Source organism: Streptomyces sp. NPDC058646 (genome assembly GCF_042716875.1).
Classification (GTDB): domain Bacteria; phylum Actinomycetota; class Actinomycetes; order Streptomycetales; family Streptomycetaceae; genus Streptomyces.
Genome location: NZ_JBHXRK010000016.1, coordinates 126,382 through 144,429 on the forward strand (window position 1 = coordinate 126,382; position 18,048 = coordinate 144,429).

20 protein-coding genes and 1 pseudogene are annotated in these 18,048 nt (G+C 73.9%); 11 read left to right on the forward strand and 10 right to left on the reverse strand.

Annotated elements, in window-relative coordinates:
- Positions 1-271: 271 nt before the first annotated feature.
- Positions 272-1,453 carry a S8 family serine peptidase gene (locus ACFWUZ_RS20780; protein WP_384374644.1) on the forward strand — a complete coding sequence of 394 codons (1,182 nt, stop codon included), beginning with the start codon at positions 272-274 and terminating at the stop codon, positions 1,451-1,453.
- Positions 1,454-1,457: 4 nt separating this feature from the next.
- On the opposite strand, the gene ACFWUZ_RS20785 is transcribed toward ACFWUZ_RS20780, so the two are convergent.
- Both ACFWUZ_RS20785 and ACFWUZ_RS20790 read right to left on the reverse strand, forming a co-directional pair.
- Positions 1,458-1,712, reverse strand: a complete 255-nt coding sequence (locus ACFWUZ_RS20785) for a DUF397 domain-containing protein (RefSeq protein ID WP_384374647.1) — start codon at positions 1,710-1,712, stop codon at positions 1,458-1,460.
- A complete protein-coding gene (locus tag ACFWUZ_RS20790; protein WP_384374650.1) occupies positions 1,696-2,532 on the reverse strand; it encodes a Scr1 family TA system antitoxin-like transcriptional regulator in 837 nt (278 codons plus the stop codon). The genes ACFWUZ_RS20785 and ACFWUZ_RS20790 overlap by 17 nt, the downstream gene beginning before the upstream one ends.
- Before the next feature lie 113 nt (positions 2,533-2,645).
- Between ACFWUZ_RS20790 and ACFWUZ_RS20795 the strand changes: the two genes are divergently transcribed.
- The 3 genes from ACFWUZ_RS20795 (at position 2,646) to ACFWUZ_RS20805 (ending at position 3,829) form a co-directional block, all read left to right on the forward strand.
- On the forward strand, positions 2,646-2,864 hold the full coding sequence (locus ACFWUZ_RS20795; protein WP_384374653.1) for a hypothetical protein: 219 nt from the start codon (positions 2,646-2,648) through the stop codon (positions 2,862-2,864).
- On the forward strand, positions 2,861-3,379 hold the full coding sequence (locus ACFWUZ_RS20800) for an amidase (RefSeq protein ID WP_384374655.1): 519 nt from the start codon (positions 2,861-2,863) through the stop codon (positions 3,377-3,379). Before ACFWUZ_RS20795 ends, ACFWUZ_RS20800 begins: the two co-directional genes overlap by 4 nt.
- Before the next feature lie 114 nt (positions 3,380-3,493).
- Entirely contained in the window at positions 3,494-3,829 is a 336-nt protein-coding gene (locus ACFWUZ_RS20805) for a hypothetical protein (protein ID WP_384374658.1), read from the forward strand.
- Positions 3,830-3,874: 45 nt separating this feature from the next.
- Here the strand turns inward: ACFWUZ_RS20805 and ACFWUZ_RS20810 are convergent, their stop codons facing one another.
- From ACFWUZ_RS20810 to ACFWUZ_RS20820, 3 genes are read right to left on the reverse strand one after another with little or no spacing between them, the layout of a single operon-like run.
- Positions 3,875-5,440 carry a PTS transporter subunit EIIC gene (locus ACFWUZ_RS20810; RefSeq protein WP_384374661.1) on the reverse strand — a complete coding sequence of 522 codons (1,566 nt, stop codon included), beginning with the start codon at positions 5,438-5,440 and terminating at the stop codon, positions 3,875-3,877.
- A gap of 23 nt (positions 5,441-5,463) precedes the next feature.
- On the reverse strand, positions 5,464-6,411 hold the full coding sequence (gene murQ / locus ACFWUZ_RS20815; RefSeq protein ID WP_384374664.1) for an N-acetylmuramic acid 6-phosphate etherase: 948 nt from the start codon (positions 6,409-6,411) through the stop codon (positions 5,464-5,466).
- Between the two features lie 23 nt (positions 6,412-6,434).
- Positions 6,435-7,421 carry a MurR/RpiR family transcriptional regulator gene (locus tag ACFWUZ_RS20820; protein WP_384374667.1) on the reverse strand — a complete coding sequence of 329 codons (987 nt, stop codon included), beginning with the start codon at positions 7,419-7,421 and terminating at the stop codon, positions 6,435-6,437.
- A gap of 100 nt (positions 7,422-7,521) precedes the next feature.
- On the opposite strand from ACFWUZ_RS20820, the gene ACFWUZ_RS20825 reads away from it, so the two are divergent.
- Positions 7,522-7,893, forward strand: coding sequence for a hypothetical protein (locus ACFWUZ_RS20825; protein ID WP_384374670.1), 372 nt, complete (start codon positions 7,522-7,524; stop codon positions 7,891-7,893).
- Positions 7,890-8,156, forward strand: coding sequence for a DUF4031 domain-containing protein (locus ACFWUZ_RS20830; protein ID WP_384374672.1), 267 nt, complete (start codon positions 7,890-7,892; stop codon positions 8,154-8,156). Before ACFWUZ_RS20825 ends, ACFWUZ_RS20830 begins: the two co-directional genes overlap by 4 nt.
- 22 nt (positions 8,157-8,178) lie before the next feature.
- Here the strand turns inward: ACFWUZ_RS20830 and ACFWUZ_RS20835 are convergent, their stop codons facing one another.
- The gene (locus ACFWUZ_RS20835; protein WP_384374819.1) at positions 8,179-9,393 is read right to left on the reverse strand and encodes a Cmx/CmrA family chloramphenicol efflux MFS transporter; all 1,215 of its coding nucleotides are present in this window, start codon (positions 9,391-9,393) and stop codon (positions 8,179-8,181) included.
- Between the two features lie 74 nt (positions 9,394-9,467).
- On the reverse strand, positions 9,468-10,133 hold the full coding sequence (locus ACFWUZ_RS20840; RefSeq protein WP_384374675.1) for a hypothetical protein: 666 nt from the start codon (positions 10,131-10,133) through the stop codon (positions 9,468-9,470).
- A gap of 109 nt (positions 10,134-10,242) precedes the next feature.
- Between ACFWUZ_RS20840 and ACFWUZ_RS20845 the strand changes: the two genes are divergently transcribed.
- Positions 10,243-10,938, forward strand: a complete 696-nt coding sequence (locus tag ACFWUZ_RS20845) for a copper homeostasis protein CutC (RefSeq protein ID WP_384374678.1) — start codon at positions 10,243-10,245, stop codon at positions 10,936-10,938.
- Between the two features lie 165 nt (positions 10,939-11,103).
- On the opposite strand, the gene ACFWUZ_RS20850 is transcribed toward ACFWUZ_RS20845, so the two are convergent.
- A complete protein-coding gene (locus tag ACFWUZ_RS20850) occupies positions 11,104-13,077 on the reverse strand; it encodes a HelD family protein (protein ID WP_384374822.1) in 1,974 nt (657 codons plus the stop codon).
- A 433-nt stretch (positions 13,078-13,510) separates the two neighbouring features.
- Between ACFWUZ_RS20850 and ACFWUZ_RS20855 the strand changes: the two genes are divergently transcribed.
- Both ACFWUZ_RS20855 and ACFWUZ_RS20860 read left to right on the forward strand, forming a co-directional pair.
- Positions 13,511-13,696, forward strand: a complete 186-nt coding sequence (locus tag ACFWUZ_RS20855) for a hypothetical protein (protein WP_384374681.1) — start codon at positions 13,511-13,513, stop codon at positions 13,694-13,696.
- A gap of 316 nt (positions 13,697-14,012) precedes the next feature.
- Positions 14,013-14,399, forward strand: a pseudogene (locus ACFWUZ_RS20860) (glycosyltransferase 87 family protein); the annotation flags it as partial.
- A gap of 165 nt (positions 14,400-14,564) precedes the next feature.
- On the opposite strand, the gene ACFWUZ_RS20865 reads toward ACFWUZ_RS20860, so the two are convergent.
- Positions 14,565-16,208: a DNA repair helicase XPB gene (locus ACFWUZ_RS20865; RefSeq protein ID WP_384374685.1), complete on the reverse strand. Its 1,644-nt coding sequence runs from the start codon at positions 16,206-16,208 to the stop codon at positions 14,565-14,567.
- Positions 16,209-16,384: 176 nt separating this feature from the next.
- Between ACFWUZ_RS20865 and ACFWUZ_RS20870 the strand changes: the two genes are divergently transcribed.
- Both ACFWUZ_RS20870 and ACFWUZ_RS20875 read left to right on the forward strand, forming a co-directional pair.
- Positions 16,385-16,957, forward strand: coding sequence for a peroxiredoxin-like family protein (locus tag ACFWUZ_RS20870; protein ID WP_384374688.1), 573 nt, complete (start codon positions 16,385-16,387; stop codon positions 16,955-16,957).
- The gene (locus ACFWUZ_RS20875) at positions 16,954-17,418 is read left to right on the forward strand and encodes an N-acetyltransferase (protein WP_384374691.1); all 465 of its coding nucleotides are present in this window, start codon (positions 16,954-16,956) and stop codon (positions 17,416-17,418) included. The genes ACFWUZ_RS20870 and ACFWUZ_RS20875 overlap by 4 nt, the downstream gene beginning before the upstream one ends.
- On the opposite strand, the gene ACFWUZ_RS20880 is transcribed toward ACFWUZ_RS20875, so the two are convergent.
- Positions 17,403-17,996, reverse strand: coding sequence for a DUF4291 domain-containing protein (locus ACFWUZ_RS20880; protein ID WP_384374694.1), 594 nt, complete (start codon positions 17,994-17,996; stop codon positions 17,403-17,405). The genes ACFWUZ_RS20875 and ACFWUZ_RS20880 overlap by 16 nt on opposite strands.
- Positions 17,997-18,048 lie beyond the last annotated feature (52 nt).

An 18,048-nucleotide genomic window follows, 5' to 3' on the forward strand; every position in this document is an offset into this window, starting at 1 on the left:
CGACTCCGGCCCCGGGCCGCCCGTACGGGTGAACTTCCTGCGGTCGTTCGTTCGGGGCTGCACCCTGGCGGTGGCCCGGAACGATCCTCCCTGCACCGCCCCGGCACGCCTCCCGCCGGCACCCCGCCCTGTCGGCCAGCCGGGGGGCAGTGGCTCAAGCCTTCTCCGGCCGGAACCCGATGGAGGAAGGGGCCGCTCCCCAGGAGCCGTCCGCCGGTGGAGGGCGCGGCTCGCCCACGCTGTTCCACACGCACTTCAGGGAGTTCCCTCCATGCGTCTGCTCGCCGCGCGCCTGACAACCGCCGCCATCCTCACGATGACCTCCGTGGCGGCCGGTTCGGCCTCCGCCGACACGCCGGAGCCCACCCCGGCGCCGCTGATCACCTCCGCGAACGCCATCCCCGGCCGCTACATCGTCACCCTCGACAAGTCCATCGACCCGGTGACGTTCGCTGCGGAGGTGGGGGTGAAGCCGACGTTCACCTACGCCGCGGCGCTCAACGGATTCGCCACCCCCCTCTCGGCGAACCAGCTGAAGGCCGCCCGGGTGACGCGCGGCGTGCTGGCGGTGGAGGAGGACGCGACGGTCACCGCCCCGCCGGTCCCCGCGGCCGGGGTCGGGACGAAGTCGCCGGCCGCCTCCTGGGGCCTGGACCGGATCGACCAGCGGCGCCTGCCGCTGGACGGCGACTTCAGCGCCGACACCAGCGGCCAGGGCGCGACGGCGTACATCCTCGACACCGGCATCGACTACACCCACCCGGACTTCGGTGGTCGTGCACGGCCCGGTTTCGACGCGATCGGTGACGGCCGCAACGGCGCGGACTGCAACGGCCACGGCACGCACGTCGCGGGCACGGTCGGTGGCACGACCTTCGGCGTGGCACGGAAGTCGACCCTGGTCAGCGTCCGCGTCCTCAACTGCGAAGGCTCCGGTTCCCTGTCCGGCGTCATCGCGGGCTTCGACTGGGTGGCCCGCAACGCCCGGCAGCCCGCCGTCCTGAACGCCTCCCTGGGCGGCCCCCGGTCGAACGCCGTCAACAACGCTGCGACCGCCGTGTCCGACCGGGGCGTGCTGCCCGTCGTCGCGGCGGGCAACGCGAACGTCGACGCCTGCACCATCTCGCCGGCCTCCGCCGCCCGCGTGGTGACGGTCGGGGCGACGAACCGGTTCGACGAGGAGACCGACTTCTCCAACTGGGGCGAGTGCCTCGACATCTACGCCCCGGGCCAGGACATCGTCTCCGCGAAGCGGGGCGGCGGCAGCGTCTCCCTGAACGGCACGTCCATGGCGGCGCCGCACGTCGCCGGGGTCGCCACCCTCTACAAGGCGCAGCACCCCAACGCGCTGCCCAACGAGGTGGCGAACTTCCTGGACGACGAGTCCACGAAGGACGTCGTCCAGAACCTCAGCGACAACAGCCCGGACAAGCTGTTCACCGACGGCCTCTGATCCCTCAGAGCGCCGCGACGAAGGTCGCCCAGGCCCGTGCGTGGAACACCACGTGCGGGCCTTCGGGCTGCTTGGAGTCCCTTACGGGGACGAGGTCGGGGTGGCCGGCGGCGACTTCGAGGCAGTTGCCGTCGCTGCCGTCGCTGTGGGTGGACTTCCGCCAGGTGGCCATCTCCAGGCAGTCACCGCCGGTTCCATCGCTGTAACTGGACTTGTGCCAACTCGCCGCTGACAGGTCGTACTCAGACATGCTCGTCATGCGCGTAATCCTCCGCCGCGGACTCGATCATGGCCAGCGATTGGATGGGTGACAGGGCGCTGGCTGTGAGGAGATCGTAGGTCAGCGAGTGACGGGTGACAGTGGCCGGATCGTCCAGCAGTACGCCGATTGCGTTCCCTTGAACGTACGCGAGTGGAGGAGCATCCTCGAAGGTCATCATCTTCAGGGTGCCCCCCATCGATGAGTGTGCGCCTGCGCTGAACGGCAGTACTTGGACGAAGATTCGGCGAGTGCGGATCAGGGCTGCGATGTGGCACATGGCCTCCGCCATTACCGCCCTGCTGCCGACCGTTCTGCGAAGGACGGCTTCGTCGAGGACACACCAAAACAGAGGGGTCGTTGGATCACTGAGGAGGGCGGCACGGGCCAGCCGGTTCGCCACCAACTCGGCGATGACCTCCTCTGTCGCCGTTGGCTGGTAGGCGAGGAAGACCGCCCGGGCGTACGCCTCTGGCTGAAGCATCCCTGGCAGTGCCAGGGGTGCGTATTCCCGGATCGTCTTGGCCTCCGCCTCCGCTTCGGCCGCCTCGGCGAAGTGGTTCGGGTACTTGGATTTGGCCAGGGCCCCGCAGTTGCGGGCGAAGAAGCCGTCCGTGTGGAGGATCTCGTCTATCTGGCGGGCGAACTCGATGTGCATGCGCCGCGTACCGGCTTCGAGCTGGCCGATGAACGAGCCGCTGACGAAGAGGGGTTCGCCCAACTCGGCCTGGCTCTTGCCGGCGCGCTCGCGCGCCACGCGGAGTTCGGCGCCGAGGAGGGCGCGGGGTGAGGAGGAGGGGTCGAGGTTCTTTCCTGGCATGGCAACTCCCTAAAACATGCGGGGTTGTTGCGGATCCGCACTTGAAAGGTTAGCGAGCGCGTCGCCACGCTGAGTGAAGAAGTTGAATACGCAGAGTAGAAAGGTGACATGTCATGGTGCTCACTCCACAGGAGCGGATGCAGGCGGCCGAGGAGGCCGTCGCACAGCTGAGGGAGTCCCTGGCGGGGGTGGGGGTGCTCTTCCCCTCGCTCGACGTGGAGCGGGTCTCCGCGGCGGGTTCGTACGGGCTGCCGCTGGTCGATCTGGGCCGCTGCAACCTGGACACCGCGCTCCGGCTGGCCGCCGTACTGCACGAGCGGGCGGGCGCGTGAACGAGGCGGTCGAGGCGGCGGAGTTCGCCTTCGAGCTGGGCTGGAAGCTGCGCGGTCTGGAGACGGCCCTGGCTCCGCGCGTGGACCGCGGGCCGGCGGCGGGGGACCCGCAGCCGCCCGTACCGCCCGGCCGGCAGCGGTTCACGCTGGTGCACTGTCCGGTGGAGGGCTATCCGGGGTTCGACGACCCCCGCTACGCGAGCCTCAAGGCGGACCCGCCGCAGGGGTGTGCGGTCGAGGACTTCGGCGGGGCCCTGGGGCTGCGGTGCGACCGGCCGGGCGGGCGGCTGCTGGACGCGGTCGCGGACGTGTGCGCGGAGATCCGTACGGGGCACGGGCTGCTGATGACCGGCCTCGGCGTCGACCGGCTGTGGGAGTGGTCCGAGGACGGTACGGACGGCTGGGGAGCCGAGATCGTGGGGCAGCTGCTGCTGATGGCGGCCGAGCGGGGCCCGAAGCTCGGCTACGGCGTGGGCGACCTCGGCCGGTTCCTGCGGGAGGCCGCCGGGGCGTGACGCGAAGACGCCGCGCCCGGCCGCGCAGCACCGGCGGCCGGGATGAAGCCCTCTCCGGCCCGGTGGGGGCAACCCCGCGGGCGGGCCGGGCGTCCTGGAGGGGGGGGCGGATCGATGACGGGGGGCGGGGACGTGGTGGAGCGGGACCAGGTGGGGGAGCGTTCGGGGACAGCGGGGCCGGTGGAGCAGGAGGTGAGCCACGCCGACAGCCTGCCGGCGCTGGTACTGCTCCTCCCCGCGTCGTTGCTGGTCCGGTACCTGGGGGAGCACGTCTGGGCGTACTGGACGGCCGTGGCACTCGGTGTGCTCGGTGTGACGGCGGCCGGGTTCGGGATCGCTGCGGCGGTCGGGAGCCTGCGACGGGGGCGGCGCAGGCTCCTCGCCGCGTACACGCTCGTCCTGCTCCTGGGTGCGTGCTCCGCGCTGGCGGTCCGGCTGTTCGGGGACTGACCCGGCCCCCCTCGTCCGGCCGCGGCCCCGGGACGGCCGAGCCGGTCAGTTCAGGGCCGGTTCCCTGGCGGGGCCGGTGGCCGGGGCCGGGCCGGGGTCGGTGTCGAGGTCGGCCAGCATCTGGTGGGTGAAGCCGAAGAAGTAGGTGGCGAGGAAGCCCACCAGGTAGCCGACGCCCAGGCCGCCCGCGTAGACGGTGAGGCTGGCGACCGGCCCCGAGGTGCCGTCCAGCAGGGGGAAGAGGGCCCAGCCCGAGGGGCCGATGGCGGTGGAGCCGAAGGCGATGCCGAGCTGGTGGGCGAGGCCCACGAAGGCGCCGCCGGCCGCACCGCCGACGCAGGCGGTGACGAAGGGGCGGCCCAGGGGGAGGGAGACCCCGTAGATCAGCGGTTCGCCGATGCCCAGGAAACCGGCGGGGAGCGCGGACTTGACGGTGGCGCGGATCGAGGCGTTGCGGGGGAGCCGGTAGTAGACGGCGACGGCCGCGCCGACCTGGCCCGCGCCCGCCATGGCGAGGACGGGCAGCAGGACGGTGTATCCGGACTGCTCGATGAGCGTGGTGTGCAGGGGGATGAGGGCCTGGTGCAGGCCCAGCATCACCAGGGGGAGGAAGAGGCCGCCCAGCACGAGGCCGGCGAAGGCGCCGCCGGTGGCGAGGAGCCAGTTGGCGAAGGTGCCGATGGCGGCGGAGACCTCCCCGGCGAGGAACATCAGGCCGAAGAGGGTGACGAGGCCGGTGACCAGGACGGTGAGGGTGGGGGTCACCAGGACGTCCAGGGCCTCCGGGACCCACTTGCGGCACCTCTTCTCGACCTGGACGGCGAGGAGGGCGGCCGCCAGGGCGCCCAGGACGCCGCCCTGGCCGGGGGAGAGCTGCTGGCCGAAGGCGTCGATCCTGGCGACGCCGGGGAAGACGATGACGGCGGCGACCGCGCCGCCGAGGACGGGTGTGCCGCCGAACTCCTTGGCCGTGTTGTAGCCGACGAAGACCGCGATCAGCGACATGAAGCCGGAGGCGATCGCGGCGAGGGCGGGGACCACGGCGGGCAGCCAGCCGAGGTTGGCGAGCAGGCCGTTCAGGCCCGCGATGACGCCGCAGCCGATCAGCGCCGGGATCAGGGGGACGAAGACGTTCGCGATGCGGCGCAGGAGCAGTTTGACGGGCGTCGCGTTCCTCGCCTTCCGGGCCTCCTTCAGCACGGCGCCCTGGGCGGCGAGTTCGTCCGCGGTGACGGGGTGGGGGGCGGCCGGGTCCGCGGGGGACGCCGCTGCGGAAGGGGCCGTCACCGCATCCGTGACGGGAGCTGCGGCGGGTACGGCCGAGCGGCCTTCCGCGACCAGGGCCTCGAACTCCGGGGTCACGCGGGCGACGGCGCCCGGGCCCAGGACGATCTGGTACATCCCCCAGCTGCCGCTGGGAGGTGCCCCCAGGTCCTCGACCACGCCCAGGACCGCGGGCAGGGCCCTGAGGGCCTCGTCCTGGACCAGGCTCCGGTCGCGGAGGGAGATGCGCAGCCGGGTCATGCAGTGCGCGATCGAGGTGACGTTGTCCGGGCCGCCGACCAGGGGGAGGATCGCGGCGGCTGTGGCGCGGTTCTTGTCCGTGGGCATGGGAGGTCGCCTTGGGTCGGAGGTCAGCTGGACCGGGTGGGGGCGGCGGTCGGGGCGGCGGCGAGGGCGGTGCGGAGGTGGCCCTGCGCCGCGGCGAGCAGTTCGGCGGCGCGCGGGCCGTCGACGCCGCCGAGGACGACGAGGATCGCGTTCTTGACCTCGCCGCCGGTGGCGGCCAGCGCGGCCTCGATCTCCTCGTCGGGCGCGCCGGTGGCGGTGGCCACGATCCGGCGGGCGCGGGCGTGCAGCTTCTCGTTGGAGGAGCGCATGTCGACCATCAGGTTCCCGTACGTCTTCCCGAGCCGGATCATCGTGATCGTCGAGATGAGGTTGAGGACGAGCTTCTGGGCGGTGCCGGCCTTCAGCCGGGTGGAGCCGGCGAGCAGTTCGGGCCCGACGACCACCTCGATGCCGTGCTCGGCGGAGGCGGCGAGCGCGGACCCGGCGTTGCAGGACAGCCCGACGGTGAGCGCGCCGAGCGTACGGGCGAACTCGACGGCGCCGATCGCGTACGGGGTGCGGCCGGAGGCGGAGACGCCGACGACGGTGTCCGCGGGCCCGATCCCCAGCGCCGTGAGGTCGGCGGCCGCCAGCTCCTTGGAGTCCTCGGCGCCCTCGACGGCCCGGACCATGGCCGAGGGGCCGCCCGCGATCAGGCCCACGACGTCGGTGGGGGCGGTGTTGAAGGTGGGCGGGCACTCGCTGGCGTCGAGGACGCCCATCCGGCCGGCGGTTCCGGCGCCCGCGTAGACCAGCCGGCCGCCCCCGGCCATGCGGGCGGCGATCGCGTCGATCGCGGTGGCGATCTGCGGGAGGGATCCGGCGACGGCGGCCGGGACGGTGGCGTCCTCGGCGTTCATCGTGCGGGCGATGTCGAGGGTGGACAGCCGGTCGATCCCGGCGAGTTCGGGGCGGACGGCCTCGGTGGTCAGCGTCTCCAGCTGGGCGCGGAGTTCGGCGTAGGCGGTCATGGGCGGGCTCCTCAGGACGTCCCTCAGCGACCGGTGCTGCGCCTGCCGGTCGGTACGGGAGTGTGGTGGCGGGGGGCGAGGGCCTCGTACGAGGCGGCGAGGGCGGGTGCGGCGGTCTCGTAGGTCTGCTGCGCCACGCCGACGAACAGGCAGTCCACGACGAGGAGCTGGCTGGTCCTGCTGGACATGGCGGCCGGACGCAGCCGGCTCTCGCGGGGGGCGGAGGTGGCCAGGACGAGGTCGGCGTAGTGGGCGACGGCGGCGCCCGGGCGGCCGGTGAGGGCGATCGTGGTGGCGCCGCGCCCGAAGGCGGCGCGCAGGGGTTCGATCACGTCGCCGGTGCTGCCGGAGTGGGTCACGGCGACGGCCACGTCGCCGGGGCGCAGCTGGACGGCGCCGGTGACGGCGAGGTGGGGGTCGCTGTGGGCGTGGGCGACGAGGCCGATGCGCAGGAGCTTCTGGGCGAGGTCCTGAGCGACGAGGCCGGAGGCGCCGACGCCGTAGACGTCGATGCGGCGGGCGGTCGCGAGGGCGGCGACGGCGGCGGCCAGCTGGGCGAGGTCGAGGCCCGCGGCGGTGTCGGCGAGGGTCTGGGCCTCCTCGTGGGCCAGTTTGGCGACGACGTCGGCGAGGGGGTCGTCGACGGCTATGTCGACGGTGACGGCGGGGGCGGCGCCGGATTCCTGCTGGGCGGCGAGGGCGGCCAGCGCCAGGCGCAGGTCGCGGTAGCCCGGGTAGCCGAGGAGGCGGGCGGTGCGGACGACGGTGGCCTCGCTGGTGCCGGTGTGCGCGGCGAGGTCGGAGACGGTCAGCCGGGAACAGCCGGCCGGGTCGGCGGCGACGGCTTCGGCGACGGCCTGCACGGAGCGGGTCATGGAGGGGGCGAGGGCGCGGACGCGGGCACGCAGCTCGGCGGGGGCCGGTGCGGGTGCGGCCGGGGAGGCGGGTGCGGTCCGGGGGGAGGGCGCGGCCCGGGCGGTGCTGAAAGTTTCTTTTGTGTTCTTGCTCACGCCTGAAAGCTATTTTCGCGGTGGCCGCGCGTCAAGGAGCCATGAGTACCGGCGGGAAGCGACCTTCGACGGTTGGGCCGTACGGGTCCACAATGGGCGCATGGAACCCGCGACCCCCCTGGAACAGGCGCTGCATGTCGCCCGTGCACTGGTTCTCGCCGACCTCGCCGCCGGCCAGGTCGCCGATGCCGATGTCGTCTCCCTCGTCGAGGACTCGGTCACGCACCGCCGGTGGTGGGTGGAGCAGTGGCCGGAGGGGGTCGACTACCTCCCCGGACTCGTCGCCCAGGACGTGCAGGACGCACTGCTGGAGAAGTACGGGCGCTGGCCGCTGTGCCCGGTCTGCTCGCACGGCGACCCGCACGCGCTGGACGTCGAGCCGGAACTCGGGCCCGATCCGCACTGGGTGTGCTCGGAGGCGGGCGTGAAGGTGGCCGCGGTCGGCGCCCTCGGGCCGGTCTTCGGCCGGTGACCGTCTACATCGACCCGCCGACCTGGCCCGGCCACGGCCGCATGTGGTCGCACCTGGTCAGCGACGTCTCGTACGAGGAGCTGCACGCCTTCGCGGCCTCCATCGGCTGCCCGCCGCGCGCCTTCGAGCGGGACCACTACGACGTGCCCTCGTACCGGTACGCGGACGCGGTCGGGGCGGGGGCGGTGGAGATCGGCAGCAAGGAACTCGTCCGCCGCCTCACGGAGGCGGGTCTGCGCCGGCCCAAGGGCCGCCCGGCGTAGGCGCCACTGTGACGACGAGAACCTAGACCTTTTCGGGGGTCCCGGCCGGGGTGGGGGTGTGCGAGGTGATCACGCGGGTCGTGCGGGGCGGTGTGCGGCGGTCCAGCCGCAGGGCGACCGCGGTGAGGCCGAGGGCGGTGAGGGTCATCGCGGCGCCCGCCCAGGCCGTGGCGGAGAAGCCGAGGCCCGCGTCGATGACGGTTCCGCCCAGCCAGGGGCCGCCGGTGTTGCCGAGGTTGAACGCGGCCGTGGTGGTGGCTCCGGCGAGGGTCGGGGCGGCGCCCGCGACGTTGAACATGCGGGCGTTGAGCGCCGGGGCGGTGAAGAAGGCCGAGAAGCCGAGCAGGAAGGACAGGGCGATCGCCGCCGCCTGCGCGGATGCGAGCAGGGCCAGCGCCGTCAGGAACACCGTCGAGGCGGTGATGCCCCACAGCAGCACGCCGAACAGGTGTGCGTCGGCCACCCGGCCGCCGAGGGTGGTGCCGGCGAGCGCGCCGAGGCCGAAGAGGCCGAGGATCCACGGGACCCAGTGCGAGTCCAGCCCCGCCACGTCCGTCAGCAGCGGGGACAGGTAGCTGAAGGCGCAGAAGACGCCGCCCGCGGCGAGCGCCGTGATGACGACGGACAGCCACACCTGGCGGTCGCGGTAGATGCCGAGCTCCCGCCCGAGGCGGGGCTTCTCGGCGGGCAGCGGGATCCTCGGGACGAGTACGAGGATGCCGGCGAGGGCGACGGCGGAGGCCGCGCCGACCGACCAGAACGCGGAGCGCCAGCCCAGGTGCTCGCCGAGGAAGGCCCCCGCGGGGACGCCGAGGACGTTCGCGATGGACAGGCCGCCGATCATGACGGCCATGGCGCGGGCCCGTTGGTTGCGCTCGACCATGGCGATGGCGACGGCCGCGCCGACGGCCCAGAACCCGGCGCAGGCGAGGGCCGAGACCACGCGGGAGGCGAAGAGGAGCTCGTACGAGGGGGCCAGCGCGCCCGCGACCTGCCCGAGGCCGAAGAGGCTGATGAGCGAGACGAGGGTGGTGCGGCGCGGCAGCCGCAGGGTGGCCACGGCCAGCAGCGGAGCCCCGATGACCATGCCGATGGCGAAGGCGGATATCAGCAGGCCCGCCTGCGGAATGGTGACGCCCATGTCCTCGGCGATGGGCGGCAGCAGCCCGGACAGCATGAACTCGCTGGTGCCCAGTGCGAAGACGGACAGGCCGAGGACGTAGACGGCGACGGGCATGCGGGGGCGTGCGGGGGCTTCGGGCATGTATCTCACCAACCGTCCCGAAACAGCTCCCATTCCCCGCGGATGTGTCAGGGCTGTGAATCCAGCAGGGCGAGCTCCGTGGCGAGGTTGGTCCGGGCCGCGCCCTCCCAGTGCGCGGCGCCGTAGGGGGTGCGGAAGAGCCGCGGCAGGCCGAGCAGCCCGCGCAGCACGGCGGCGCGGCCGGTGCGGAAGGCGTCGTCGGGGACGAACCCGTACTCGTCGCGGACGGCGGCGGCGTAGGCGGCGTAGTCCTGCGGGCTGCCGGCCAGGACCGCCAGGTCGGCGTCGCAGAGCACCTCGCCGTCGGTGTCGCCGGGGGCGGGGTCGTGGGTGACGGTGAGCCGGACCAGCCGGGCCACCTCGGCGGTGCGCGCGGGGCCGATGCCCAGCTCGGGCAGGGCGCGCTCGGCGAGGGCGGCGCTGCGCTCCTCGTTCTCGGAGCGGTCGGGGCGGTAGACGGCGTCGTGGAACCAGGCGGCGAGCCGGACGGCGGCGGGGTCGGCGGCGTACTGCTCCAGCTGGTCGATCCGCAGGAGGACGTGGGTCAGGTGCGCGGTGGTGTGGTACCGGCGCTGCGGCTCCGCCCAGGCCGTGAGGAGGCGGTCGGCGTAGGGGCCGGGGTCGGTGCCCGCGGTGGCGCCGGCCGCGGCGACGGTGTCCGCCCAGCGGGCGCGGAGGGCCGTGGCGTCGGTGTGCGGGGTGCCTGTGTCCATGCGCACATTGTGGGGGTGGCGTGATGGTGCTGGTGGAGCCGCGGCACCGGCCCGTACCCTGATATTGGACTAGACCTATTTTCGCCAGCTTTCCGAAGGATGGGATCGAATGAGCAACCGTGCGCTCCTGGAGGTGATCGCCCTCGACGCGGAGGACGCGGTCGCGGCCCAGGCCGGTGGGGCGGACCGACTCGAACTGGTCACCGACATGGCCGCCGACGGGCTCACCCCGCCGCGCGAGACCTTCGCGGCGATCAGGGCGGCGGTCGACATCCCGCTGCGCGTGATGCTCCGCAAGGCCGACGGGTTCGCGGCGGGCGACGCCGGGCAGCTCGCCGTCCTCACCGCGGAGGCGCGGGCGCTGCGGGCCGAGGGTGCGGACGAGTTCGTCCTCGGTTTCCTGCACCCGGACGGCAGCCCCGACCTCGACGCCGTCGAGGCGGTCGTGGCGGAGCTGGACGGCTGCCGGTGGACCTTCCACCGGGCGATCGACCGCGCGGCCGACCGCGACGGGCTGCGCAAGGCGCTCGCGGACCTGCCCGGGCTGGACACGTACCTGACCGCGGGCTCGGCGGCCGGGGTCGACGAAGGCCTGCCGGTGCTGCTCGCGGAGGCCGCGCGGCGGGGTGAGCCGGGGTACGGGGCGCGGATCCTCGTCGGCGGCGGCCTGACGCTGGGGCACCTGCCGGCGCTGCGGGCGGCGGGGATCGACGCCTTCCACATCGGTGGGGCAGCGCGGCCCGACGGGTGGGGGCGGGCCGTCTCCGCGGCGGCCGTCGCGGACTGGCGGGCGGCGCTGGCCTGAGCCGGGCCGCTGCCGCCGGCCTGGCGCCGACCCCGCGCGTCACGTCCCGGCGGGGCTGGAGTGGCTGAGCCCCGACGGTGCGGCGCCGTTGCCGGGGCCGGCCCCCGGACCCCCGCGCCGCAATCACCGGCGGGCCGGATCGGGGCGGTCCTGGCGGTGATGGGGTCAGGTCAGGGCTGGGGGGAGGGGGGTCTTGTGGAGGAGGGTCAGGCCTGAGACGGCTCGGGTGAGGCAGACGTAGAGGCGGCGCAGGCCGGTGCGTTCGTCCGGTTCGCCGTCGACGACCGCCGCGGGCTCGTCCAGGACCACGTAGTCGTACTCCAGACCCTTCGCCAGCGACGCCGGCACCAGCGTCAGCCGGGACTCGGCCGTCGTCTCCTCGCCCGGCGCCAGGTACGGCAGGCCCGCCGCCGCCAGGGCCTCCGCCAGGACCGGGATGCGGGCGTCCGCCGCGATCAGCCCGATCGAGCCCTCGTGCACCAGCGCGTCCCGGCACGCCGCGACCACCGCCGCCGTCAGGTCCGGGACCTCCTCGATCCGCAGCGACCCCGGGGTCTCGCGGACCGAGGAGACCGGGGCCAGCCCCGGCGAGATCGACGGCAGCAGGCGGGAGGCGTACGCGATCACCTCGCGCGGCACGCGGAAGCCCGCCGTCAGCTCCTCCACCACCGCCTGCGGCTTCCCCAGGTGCGTCAGGGCCTCGTCCCAGCTGCGGGTGGCCCACGGCGTGGTGCCCTGCGCCAGGTCGCCCAGCACCGTCGCCGAGCCCGTCGTGCAGCGCCGCCCCACCGCCCGGTACTGCATCGGCGACAGGTCCTGCGCCTCGTCGAGGACGACGTGCCCCAGCGAGTGCGTCCGCTCCACCAGGTCGGCGGCCTCGTCGATCAGGACCAGGTCCGCCGCCGACCACTGCGCGGACCTCACGCTCCGGAAGGGCTTGGGCCACTGCAGCAGCTTCTGCTCGTCCGCCGTCAGGACGTCCGCCGCGTGCCGCGCGAGGAAGTCGGGGTCGGAGAGCAGGCGCAGGACCAGCTTCGCCGGCTCGACCGGCGGCCACATCTCCTTCACCGCCGCCTTGACGGCCGCGCTCCGCGCCACCGCGTCCTGCACCCGGTCGTCGGGCGCCTCGCCCGCCTGCTCCATCCGTACGAGCACCGCGTGCGCGATCCGCTGCGGGAGGGCCTCGCGGGCGGCGCCGTAGCGGATGTCCCGGTCGAGGAGCTGCGTGACGAGCTCCTCCAGCTCGTACGCGGGGATGCGCCAGCGGCGGGAGCCGCGGACCACCATCAGCGCCTCGGTGGGCAGCGTGACGTGCGAGCGGACCGCCCGGCGCAGCACCTCCGCCATCCGCGCGTCGCCCTTGACCACGGCGGTCTCCGCCGGGTCGGCGCCGCGCACCTCCAGGCCCGCGCGCGCGACCAGGTCGTCGACGGTGGCCTGCTGGACCTCCAGCTCGCCCAGGGCGGGCAGGACCTGCTCGATGTAGTGGAGGAAGGAACGGTTCGGCCCGATGACCAGGGTGCCGGTGCGGGCCAGGCGGTCGCGGTGCGCGTAGAGGAGGTAGGCGACGCGGTGCAGGCCGACGGCCGTCTTCCCGGTGCCGGGCCCGCCCTGGACGCACACCGAACCGGACAGGCCGGAGCGGACGATCTCGTCCTGCTCGGGCTGGATCGTCGCGACGATGTCCCGCATCGGGCCGACGCGCGGCCGCTCGATCTCCTGCTGGAGCAGCTTGCTGACGGCGGCGGCCTCGGCCGGGTCGGACAGGTGCTCGTCCTCGTACGCCGTCAGTTCACCGCCCGTGTAGCCGAAGCGGCGGCGCAGCGCGACGTCCTGCGGGTCGTTCCTGGAGGCCCGGTAGAACGGCTGGGAGACCGGCGCGCGCCAGTCGATGACCATCGGGTCGCCGCCGGCGTCGTGGACGTGCCGGCGGCCGATGTAGAACTGCTCGCCCTCCGCCCCCTCGGCGAGGTCGGCGCCCGGTGCGTGCAGGTAGTTCAGGCGGCCGAAGAAGAGCGGGGTGTGGGCGAGGTCGGCGAGGGCCTTGATGCGGTCGTCGATCTGGGCCTGGAGGACGATCGCGTTGACCCAGTTCGCGGTGACGTCGCGGATGTCGAGGGACTCGACGTCCTCGCGCATCGCGCGGAGCGCCGAGCGGGAGGCGGCGAGGTGCGCGCGTTCGCGGGCGAGCGGATCCGGGGCGTGGGGCGTGGTGTCGGGGGCGTGCGCGGGCACGGGACTGCCTCCAGCTGCTGGGTGCGAAACAGACGGCCCGCCGGTTTCCGACCGGTGGGCGGCTCTCCCCGTACGTGCGGCGGGAGGCGGCAAGAGCGGAGATTCTAGCCATCGCGGCGGGGCGGCGCGAACGGATTACGGGGGCCCGGAGTCCCTTCGTGCGGGGCCTGCGTACGGGACCTCGGCACGGTTCTTCGCGTGGGACCTCCGTACGGGGCATCTCATACCCGGGTAGGGCCCCCAGGGGGAGTCATCGGCCGGGAGGGGGACGTCGAAGGCCCCGGGGTTCCGTCCCCGGGGCGATGTGCCGGGCATCGCCCGGACGCACCATGGATCCATGAGCACCGCACCCTTCACCCCGATCCAGGGCGGCCGCCCGCGCGGCGCCACCGCACTCTCCGAGTCCTCTGCCCACAGCGGCTTCGGCGGCGTCCTGCGCGCCGCGAAGGTGTTCGCGGCCGCCGCCGTGAGCGTCGTCGTGCTGGGTGAGTACGCCGAGGACGCGGGCGTCATACGCCGCTGAGGCCGGACCCGGGGCCCGGCCCCGTACACCGCAGCGGCCCGGCCGCCTGTCCGTGGCTTGAACCGGCGGAGGCGCGCCAGTGATCCACTAGGGTCGCGCCGTGACCCGCTCCACCGCCACCAGCCCTCCGTCGTCATCCCTAGCCGGCGTACTGGTCACGGGTCTGCTGCTCGTGCTCGGCGTCCTCGGCATCGCCCTGCGGATCCCGGCGGCGGACGCCGTCGCCGACGGGCTGTCCACCGCCGGGTGGAGCCCGCCGCCCGCCTACCCGCCGTTCGCGGCGATCCTGTTCACGCCGGCCGCCTGGCTGCCGCCCGTGCTGCTGCGCGCCGTCTTCGTCCTCGGCGACGCCGCCCTGCTCGCCCTGCTGGTCCTGCTCTCCTGCCGCCTCGCCGCACTGCCTGCCCGCACCGGGACCGTCCTGGCCGCGACCAGCGCCGGGCTGTGGCTGGAGCCCCTCCTCCAGGCCCCGCTGCCCGGCCGGATCGACCTGGCCCTGGCCTGCCTGGCCGTGTGGGACCTCGGCCGGCCCGGGGCCGCCCTCGGCAAGGGCTTCGCGGTGGGCATCGCCGCCGGGGCCTCCCCGGCCTCGGCGGCCGTCGCCGCGTACCTGCTGCTCACCGGCCGCGCCCGGGCCGGGCTGACGGCGCTGGCCGCCCTCGCCGCCACCGCGCTGCTCGGCCTGCTGGTCTTCCCGCAGGACTCCGCGGACTTCTGGGCCCGGCAGCTGCCCGCCACCGGCCGCGCCCTGCTCGCGGACTGGCCCCCGGCTGTGGGTCTGGGGCGTCCCCCTGCTGGCCGTCCTGCTCGCCGCGGCCCGCAGGACGGCCCGCCCCCGCCGGGACGCCGCCGCCCCCGGAGCGGACCGTCAGCCTTCGGCCAGCAGCTCGTCGGCGTCCATGATCCGGTAGGCGTAGCCCTGTTCGGCGAGGAAGCGCTGGCGGTGCGCCGCGAAGTCCTGGTCGATCGTGTCGCGCGCGACGACCGAGTAGAACCGCGCCTCGTGCCCGTCCGCCTTCGGCCGCAGCACCCGGCCGAGACGCTGCGCCTCCTCCTGGCGGGAGCCGAAGGTGCCGGACACCTGGATGGCGACGGTGGCCTCGGGCAGGTCGATGGAGAAGTTCGCGACCTTCGAGACGACCAGCACGCTGATCTCGCCCTCGCGGAAGGCGTTGAAGAGCTTCTCGCGCTGGGCGTTGGAGGTCTCGCCCTTGATGACGGGAGCGTCCAGGTGCTCGCCCAGCTCGTCGAGCTGGTCGATGTACTGCCCGATGACGAGGGTCTGTTCGCCCTGGTGCTTGGCGACGAGCGCCTCGGTGACCTTCCGCTTGGTCGCGGTGGTCGCGCAGAAGCGGTACTTCTCCTCCGTCTCGGCGGTCGCGTACGCGAGCCGCTCCGCCTCGGTCAGATTGACGCGGACCTCGACGCAGTCGGCGGGCGCGATGTAGCCCTGCGCCTCGATCTCCTTCCACGGCGCATCGAAGCGCTTCGGCCCGATGAGGGAGAAGACGTCCGACTCGCGGCCGTCCTCCCGGACGAGGGTGGCCGTCAGGCCGAGGCGGCGGCGGGCCTGGAGATCGGCGGTGAACTTGAACACCGGCGCGGGCAGCAGGTGCACCTCGTCGTAGACGATCAGACCCCAGTCCCGGGAGTCGAAGAGCTCCAGGTGCGGGTAGATGCCCTTCCGCTTCGTCGTCAGGACCTGGTACGTCGCGATGGTGACGGGCCGGATCTCCTTGCGGGTGCCGGAGTACTCGCCGATCTCCTCCTCCGTCAGCGAGGTCCGCTTGACCAGCTCGTGCTTCCACTGGCGGGCCGAGACCGTGTTCGTGACGAGGATCAGCGTGGTCGCCTTCGCCATGGCCATCGCCCCGGCGCCCACCAGCGTCTTGCCCGCGCCGCAGGGCAGAACGACCACACCGGAGCCGCCGTGCCAGAAGCCCTCGACGGCCTGCTGCTGGTAGGGGCGCAGGGCCCAGCCGTCCTCGGCCAGGTCGATCTGGTGCGCCTCGCCGTCCACGTACCCGGCGAGGTCCTCGGCCGGCCAGCCCAGCTTGAGCAGGGTCTGCTTGATCTGCCCGCGCTCCGAGGGGTGCACCGCCACCGTGTCGGGGTCCAGGCGCGCCCCGACGAGCGGGATGATCCGCTTGGACCGCAGGATCTCCTCCAGCACCGGCCGGTCGGTGCTGGTCAGCACCAGCCCGTGCACGGGGTGCTTGGAGAGGGTGAGGCGGCCGTAGCGCGCCATGGTCTCGGCGACGTCGACGAGCAGCGCGTGCGGGACGGGGTAGCGGGAGTACTCGACGAGCGCGTCGACGACCTGCTCGGCATCGTGCCCGGCGGCCCGGGCGTTCCACAGGCCGAGCGGGGTGATCCGGTAGGTGTGGATGTGCTCGGGGGCCCGCTCCAGCTCGGCGAAGGGAGCGATGGCGCGCCGGGCGGCTCCGGCGAGCTCGTGATCGACTTCGAGCAGGAGGGTTTTGTCGCTCTGGACGATGAGTGGACCATTCACGCGCGGCGCCCCGTTTCCTTCAGGTCAAACCTCCATGGTGCCGTACGGGCGCTGGGGCTGGGAACACGCCGCTCGGCGGGGTGTGCTCCGGCGGGGTCCGCAGCCGGTCGGCGCGGCGCATGATGCGTGGGGCGACCGGGGTAGGTGTACGGCCTGCGCCCACCGAGGAGGCCCTTGTGCAGCTGGTCACCGGTTCCGTCGTCCGTCCCCGCGCGCTCACCGCCGTCGTGGACGGTGCTCCCGTCGCCGTCCCGGACCCCGAGCACCTCGTGCACCTGCAGTTCCGCCGGTTCGCCGGCTGCCCGGTCTGCCACCTGCACCTGCGCTCGGTGGTGCGGCGGCACGCCGAGATCGAGGCGGCCGGGATCCGGGAGGTCGTCGTCTTCCACTCCGACGCCGGGGAACTGCGCGAGCACGTGGCCGGGCTGCCGTTCGCGGTGGTCGCCGACCCCGGCAAACGGCTGTACGCGGAGTTCGGCGTCGAGGCGTCCTACCGCTCGCTGCTGAGCCCGCGCGCCTGGTGGCCGATCCTGCGCTCCGGGGCCGCCGCCACGGCCGAGGTGGTGCGCGGCCGGGGAAAGCTGCCGTCGCGGTCCCAGCCCGGCGGGCGGTTCGGCCTGCCCGCGGACTTCCTGATCGCGCCGGACGGCCGGGTGGTGGCCGCCGGGTACGGGAAGCACGTCGACGACCAGTGGCCGGTGGAAAAGCTGCTGACGCTGGCGGAACGGGCCCGTACCGTCCCGGCATGAACGATGATCAGCAGACCTTCGTGCCGGCCGGCTTCGAGGTGCCGCGGACCCTCGAAGCGGACGGCTTCCGGCTGGAGCCGCTCGGGGAGCGGCACAACGAGCGCGACCTCGCCGCCTGGAGCGGGAGCATCGCCCACATCCGGGCCACGCCCGGCTTCGGCGGGGGGAACTGGCCGCCGCCGGAGGGCATGTCCCCGGAGGCCAACCGGGCCGACCTGGTGCGCCACGCGCGGGACTTCGAGGCGCGGACGGCGTTCACGTACAGCATGCTGGACGGTGACGAGGTCATCGGGTGCCTCTACATCCACCCGTCCAGGGCGGCGCCCGGCCGGGTCCAGGTCAGCTCGTGGGTGCGGGCCGACCGGGCGCCGCTCGACGCGGCCCTGTACCGGACGGTCAGCCGCTGGCTGCGCGAGGTGTGGCCCTTCGAGGCCGGACGGATCGACTACGCGCCGAGGTGAGGCAGCGGGCCCGCGGGGTACGGGGTCTCCACCGGCAGCAGGGCGCGGGCCGCCGCGTCGTCGCCGGCCCGGAGCAGGCCGTGGATCTCGCGGGCCAGCGGAGTGACGTCGCGGATGGAGACGGTCCACGCGTCGGCGTACGCCCGCGAGGCGGGCCCGGACAGGCCGAGCTGGAGCGAGCGGTGCGGCAGCGGGTTCAGGCGGAGGTCGCGCTCCGGGTCCCACTGGACGCGGACCGGGGCCGTGCGCAGGGCCTGCTGCCAGGCCTGCCGGTCCTCGTGGACGCCGGGGGCGTAGTGGGAGAGGCAGGCGCCGCGCAGGGCACCGTCGAAGCCCTCGCGGGTGATCTCGACCGCCAGGACGGTCTCCTGCTCGGCCTTGGTGGCCCAGCCGCAGCGGTACATCATCCACAGGAACGAGGGCTTGATCCACGTCATCCGGTCCCGTTTCCAGGCGGGCGGGAAGCGGCCGTCGCGGGCCGCCGGTTCGCCCAGGCGGGGGGCGTACGCCTGGTAGACGGTGATCGTGGTGGCCGTGTGCGCGGCGCGGATCCGGCGGGTGGGCGGCTGTTCTGGCATGGGTCAAGGGTCGGGGGCGGCGGGCCCGGCTCGCCAGCTGTTTTCCGGCGGG

Excerpts from the sequence above, each read along its gene's own strand:
- ACFWUZ_RS20780 (WP_384374644.1), top strand. The coding sequence starts at position 272 with ATGCGTCTGCTCGCCGCGCGCCTGACAACCGCCGCCATCCTCACGATG.
- ACFWUZ_RS20785 (WP_384374647.1), bottom strand. The coding sequence starts at position 1,712 with ATGACGAGCATGTCTGAGTACGACCTGTCAGCGGCGAGTTGGCACAAG.
- ACFWUZ_RS20790 (WP_384374650.1), bottom strand. The coding sequence starts at position 2,532 with ATGCCAGGAAAGAACCTCGACCCCTCCTCCTCACCCCGCGCCCTCCTC.
- ACFWUZ_RS20795 (WP_384374653.1), top strand. The coding sequence starts at position 2,646 with ATGGTGCTCACTCCACAGGAGCGGATGCAGGCGGCCGAGGAGGCCGTC.
- ACFWUZ_RS20805 (WP_384374658.1), top strand. The coding sequence starts at position 3,494 with ATGACGGGGGGCGGGGACGTGGTGGAGCGGGACCAGGTGGGGGAGCGT.
- ACFWUZ_RS20810 (WP_384374661.1), bottom strand. The coding sequence starts at position 5,440 with ATGCCCACGGACAAGAACCGCGCCACAGCCGCCGCGATCCTCCCCCTG.
- murQ (WP_384374664.1), bottom strand. The coding sequence starts at position 6,411 with ATGACCGCCTACGCCGAACTCCGCGCCCAGCTGGAGACGCTGACCACC.
- ACFWUZ_RS20825 (WP_384374670.1), top strand. The coding sequence starts at position 7,522 with ATGGAACCCGCGACCCCCCTGGAACAGGCGCTGCATGTCGCCCGTGCA.
- ACFWUZ_RS20835 (WP_384374819.1), bottom strand. The coding sequence starts at position 9,393 with ATGCCCGTCGCCGTCTACGTCCTCGGCCTGTCCGTCTTCGCACTGGGC.
- ACFWUZ_RS20840 (WP_384374675.1), bottom strand. The coding sequence starts at position 10,133 with ATGGACACAGGCACCCCGCACACCGACGCCACGGCCCTCCGCGCCCGC.
- ACFWUZ_RS20845 (WP_384374678.1), top strand. The coding sequence starts at position 10,243 with ATGAGCAACCGTGCGCTCCTGGAGGTGATCGCCCTCGACGCGGAGGAC.
- ACFWUZ_RS20850 (WP_384374822.1), bottom strand. The coding sequence starts at position 13,077 with ATGCGCGAGGACGTCGAGTCCCTCGACATCCGCGACGTCACCGCGAAC.
- ACFWUZ_RS20855 (WP_384374681.1), top strand. The coding sequence starts at position 13,511 with ATGAGCACCGCACCCTTCACCCCGATCCAGGGCGGCCGCCCGCGCGGC.
- ACFWUZ_RS20875 (WP_384374691.1), top strand. The coding sequence starts at position 16,954 with ATGAACGATGATCAGCAGACCTTCGTGCCGGCCGGCTTCGAGGTGCCG.
- ACFWUZ_RS20880 (WP_384374694.1), bottom strand. The coding sequence starts at position 17,996 with ATGCCAGAACAGCCGCCCACCCGCCGGATCCGCGCCGCGCACACGGCC.